Genomic DNA, 4,293 nt, shown 5'->3' on the forward strand with positions numbered 1-4,293 from the left:
CAGGCCGCCAACAAGAAGTCGGCGATGGCCCACAAGGCCAGCTCGCTCTAAGCCCGCTTTACCTCTCCAGCCCGCGCACGGCCCAGGCCGGACGCGGGCTGTGTGCTGCCTGCCTCCATCACGATCCGGACTTACCGACGAGCGCATCGAAGATGCCGGCGCTACTTTCATTAGGTAGCGAGCGTGTTCATTAGGTAGCCAGCGTGGCCGTCCGGTGCCGCGCGGGACGGCGAGACGGAGACCCGAGATGTCTGGTCCAAGGGTCAAGCCGCTGCCCCTGGCGGTGATAGCCGCCTCGCTGGCGCTCCTCGGCTGGCTACTGACGCCGGTGACCACTGCGCGCGCGGGCGTCGCGCAGCAGTACATGCAGATCAACATCTGCGGCAACATCTGCTACGACGGCAGCGACACCGCCGGTCAGGACATCGCGAACAGTGCCTACGGCCACCATGCTGACATCGTCTCGATCAACGAGGTCTGCGGAAACCAGCTGACCGCCGCCAAGAACGCCCTGGCAGCCAAGGGCCTGACCTACCAGGCCATCTTCGGGCAGACCATCGCGGCGGGCGCTTCGGTGCTCGACAGCCGCTGCCAGGGCTACGGCAACGGCCTGCTCATCCGCTACACCGCCAGCAGCGCGCCCGCTGACAGCGCCGAACGGATCCTGCTGCCGGATTTCGGAGAGGACCGGATGCTGCTGTGCGCCCACATCGTGTCGCCCTCCTTCCGGTACTGCGTGACGCACCTGACCTCCGGCAGCTCCAGCACGAATGAGCAGAACCGCAACTCCCAAGCGATCGCGGTGGCGAACAAGGTGAACAGCTACCTGCCGACCCCGGTCGTGCTGGCCGGCGACTTCAACACCACCCCCGGCAGCTACGTGCTCGACCACATCTACGGCCCCTACTACACCGGCGGCAACGGCATCGGGCATTTCCGGGAGGTCGACGCCTGCTCCAGCCGCACCAGTCAGACCAGCACCTGCAACGAGGGCACCGAATACGCACCGTTCACGACCGACCCGAAGATCGATTACATCTTCACGACCGACACCAACTTCACCATCTCCGACGGGGACGCCACGTCCTCGGTGACGTCGGATCACGACCCGCTGTTCGGCAGCGTCATCCGCAACTTCTGAAGGGCAGGCTCAGCGTTCGGCGCGGGCGGCCGCGATCCGGCGCACCGCCGACTCCAGGGCATAGGCCGGATCGGCAGCCGCGCCCTTCACATCGGCGTTCAGGTCCGCCACCACGCCGAGGGCGTGCCGCAGCCCCGGCTCGGTCCAGCCGCCGGCCTGGGACCGGGCCCGCTTGACCTTCCAGGGCGGCATGCCCAGCGCCGGCGCCAGCCGGAACGGGTCCCCCGGCCCGGCGCCCAGCACCCGGGCCACCGTCCGGACCCCGTCGGCGAGCGCGTCCGCGATCACCACCGGCGGCACCCCGACGTTCAGCGCCCAGCGCAGGTTGGTCACCGCGCCGGCGACGTTGCCGACCACCGCCTGGTCGGCGACCGCGAACCCGCTGACCTCGGCCCGGCCCCGGTGGTAGGCCGCCACCGCGTCCACGTCGATGGAACCGCCGGTGTCCCCCACCAGCTGGGCCGCCACCGCGGAGATCTCGCGCAGGTCGCTGCCGACCGCCTCCATCAGCGCCGCCGCCGCCTCCGGGGTGATCCGGCCGCGGAACCGGCGCACCTCGTTGCGCAGGAAGAGCCGCCGGTCCTCCGCCCGGGTCATCCTGGCGCAGCTGATCTCGGCGGCCTTGGCCTTGCGGAGCTGGTCCAGCACCGCCTTGCCCTTGGCACCGCCGAGGTGCTGCACCGCCACCGTGGTGTCCGGGTCGGTGTCGAGCAGCAGCGGCACGATCGTCGACACCCGGGCCGCCGGCAGGTCCTGGGCCGAGCGCAGCACCACCAGCCGGCGACCCCCGAACAGGGACGGGCTCAGCAGCTGCAGCAGCTCGGCGGGCTCCACCACGCCGGCTTCGGCCTCGTGCACCTCGGCGTCGGGATCGTCGGCCTGCACGGCACGCCGCAGGTCCTCCAGCGCCCGGCTGACCAGGAACTCCTCGTCGCCCACGACCAGGTTCAGCGGGGCTATCGCACTATCAGCAGCACTTCCAGCGGCGGGCGGCACGCTGCCATCGTGTCATGCGGGTATGACGCCGGACGCGTCGCTGTCCACGTTCGGGGCGGCTCACGTCCAGGTCGGTCCACCTCGAGTCGGGCGCACGTCGAGTCGGCCTCAGGAGGCCGTGAACCGGGGACTCGGGCCGCCACGTAGCCGCCCGGCCGGCAGGGTGCGCCCGCAGATCACCAGGGCCAGGTCCTGCGCGGCGCCGGACACCGGCGTTCCGGATCCGAAGGACCAGTCGAGGTCCTCGGCGCGCAGCTCGATGCCGTCCAGCTCGGCGCCGAAGTGCTTGAGGGACTTCGGCTTCGTGACGCCCGCCAGGACGGCCCGCAGGGTCTCGGACTGCACCCGCCGGTCCAGGCCCAGCGGCACGGTGACATCCAGGCCGTGGATCACGTCATGGATCAACGCGCCTTCGAGCCCGACACCCGGGCGGGCGCGTACCGACACCGCGTGCTCAGCCATCACCGACACCAGATCGGCCGTGGAACCCGACCCGTCCTGCCGGGCACGCCGATCCGCCATCCGGTCGAACCGCCCGCCCGACCTGGCCAGCTCGGTGAGGAACCGGGCGGTCGAGTACCGGTAGAGCATCGTCATGTGCGCGACCACCTCGCGCACCCGCCAGCCGGCGCAGAGCGTCGGGGCGTTCCAGGACTCCTCCGGCAGGTCACTCAGCACCGCGGCCATCTCGCGGCGCTCGGTGGCGATCAGGCTGGCCAGCCGGGTGTCGGTCACCGATGTCGTCATCAGGACTCAGCCGTCATCAGGACCCGGCCGCCGGAGCGCCGGCAGCAGGGCCACCGGTGCTGAGCGATGCGAGGTAGGCCGAGAACCGATCCAGCGACGAGGCGAAGCCGGCCTGGGCCTGCTCGCTGCGGAACGCCTCCGGGATGTTCGCCTGGTGGATCCGCACCTCGGTCCGGGCGTCGCCGAGGTCGCGGAAGGTGGAGGTGACGGTCATTCCGCTGTGCGGCTCGTTCCACACCAGCCGCTCCGGCTCGACCACCTCGACATAGACGGCGTGCGTCGGGTACTCGCTGCCGTCGGAGTCGTTGACCATCACCGTCGTGAAGACCCCGCCGGGGCGGGGATCGACCTTGATGCTGTGCAGCGGCGCGCTCGTCCCCACCGGACCCCAGAAGTGGCTGAGGTGCTCGGGCTCGATCATGCAGCGGAACACCAGCTCCCTGGGCGCGTCGAAGACCCGGGTGTAGACGAGTTCAGCGGTGTCGGAGTGGGCATGTGTCATGGGATTACTTCTTCCTGGGTATCGGGGTGTTCTTGCTGGTCGGCTGGGCGTTGAAGATCGCGCAGGTGCGCGTCGAGCTTGTCGAAGCGCTGGGTCCAGATCCGCCGGTTCTGCTCGATCCAGTCCAGCGCGGAATCCAACGCCTCCCGCTCGAGGTGACAGGGCCTGAACTGCGCCTGCCGGGTACGGGAGATGAGCCCGCAGCGTTCGAGCACCTTGAGGTGCTTGGAAATCGCGGGCAGTGACATGTCGAACGGGGCGGCCAGCTCGTTGACGGTGGCGTCCGCTCGGGCCAGCCGGGCCACCATCGCGCGGCGGGTCGGGTCCGCCAGAGCGGTGAAGGTGGCATCGAGCCGGTCCTCTGTCACGGTCATGTGGCCCTCCCTGTCCCTGGACTACTTCACCATATGGTTAGTTAGCCGTCAAGTTAATTACGTCGAAGGAACGACTCGGTGCGCGGACGGCTAAGGTGCTGCACGGTCGAGCGGCACCGTGCCTACCGGCCTGACCCGACACCTCCACCAGACGAGCCGCGATGACCCCGACCCGCCCGACCCGACGCACGGTGCTGCTCGGGAGCCTCGGCGTCCTCGCCGCCGCGGCCGCCGGGCTGGGCGGTGTGGAAGCGGGGGTGCTGCCCGGGCGCGGCCGGCTCGACCGGATCACCGAGCGGCTGCCGGCCGGCGTTCCGGGAACCGATCCGGGCCGGCTGGTCAGCGGCAGCTTCGTCTCGAAAGCCCGGCACGCGACGACGTCCTGGAGCGTGGCCTACCCGCCGGGGCATGACGGCGCCGGGCTGCCGGTGCTGATCTCGCTGCACGGGCGCGGCGCCACCCACCGGGACTCGTTCGCGGGCAGCCTGCAGCTGCACCGGTTCCTGGCCGAGGCCGTACACAGCGGCAGCGCG

At 70.4% G+C, this 4,293-nt stretch carries 5 protein-coding genes and 1 pseudogene; 2 read left to right on the forward strand and 4 right to left on the reverse strand.

The window, feature by feature from the left end:
* Nucleotides 1-247: 247 nt before the first annotated feature.
* Nucleotides 248-1,141, forward strand: coding sequence for an endonuclease/exonuclease/phosphatase family protein (locus tag VF542_RS02435; RefSeq protein ID WP_408650118.1), 894 nt, complete (start codon nucleotides 248-250; stop codon nucleotides 1,139-1,141).
* 9 nt (nucleotides 1,142-1,150) lie between these two features.
* Here VF542_RS02435 and holA read toward each other — a convergent pair whose 3' ends face one another.
* The 4 genes from holA to VF542_RS02455 all read right to left on the reverse strand — a co-directional run bounded on the left by holA (nucleotide 1,151) and on the right by VF542_RS02455 (nucleotide 3,760).
* Nucleotides 1,151-2,137 (reverse strand): DNA polymerase III subunit delta, encoded by a 987-nt coding sequence (holA, locus tag VF542_RS02440; RefSeq protein WP_408650119.1) that lies wholly within the window; start codon nucleotides 2,135-2,137, stop codon nucleotides 1,151-1,153.
* Between the two features lie 108 nt (nucleotides 2,138-2,245).
* On the reverse strand, nucleotides 2,246-2,884 hold the full coding sequence (locus tag VF542_RS02445; protein ID WP_408650120.1) for a maleylpyruvate isomerase family mycothiol-dependent enzyme: 639 nt from the start codon (nucleotides 2,882-2,884) through the stop codon (nucleotides 2,246-2,248).
* Between the two features lie 16 nt (nucleotides 2,885-2,900).
* Nucleotides 2,901-3,386 (reverse strand): SRPBCC family protein, encoded by a 486-nt coding sequence (locus tag VF542_RS02450; RefSeq protein ID WP_408650121.1) that lies wholly within the window; start codon nucleotides 3,384-3,386, stop codon nucleotides 2,901-2,903.
* Nucleotides 3,383-3,760: an ArsR/SmtB family transcription factor gene (locus VF542_RS02455; RefSeq protein WP_408650122.1), complete on the reverse strand. Its 378-nt coding sequence runs from the start codon at nucleotides 3,758-3,760 to the stop codon at nucleotides 3,383-3,385. The genes VF542_RS02450 and VF542_RS02455 overlap by 4 nt, the downstream gene beginning before the upstream one ends.
* Before the next feature lie 161 nt (nucleotides 3,761-3,921).
* Between VF542_RS02455 and VF542_RS02460 the strand changes: the two are divergent.
* Nucleotides 3,922-4,293, forward strand: a pseudogene (locus VF542_RS02460) (hypothetical protein); the annotation flags it as partial.

It is taken from the genome of Jatrophihabitans sp., from assembly GCF_036389215.1.
Classification (GTDB): Bacteria; Actinomycetota; Actinomycetes; order Mycobacteriales; family Jatrophihabitantaceae; genus Jatrophihabitans_A.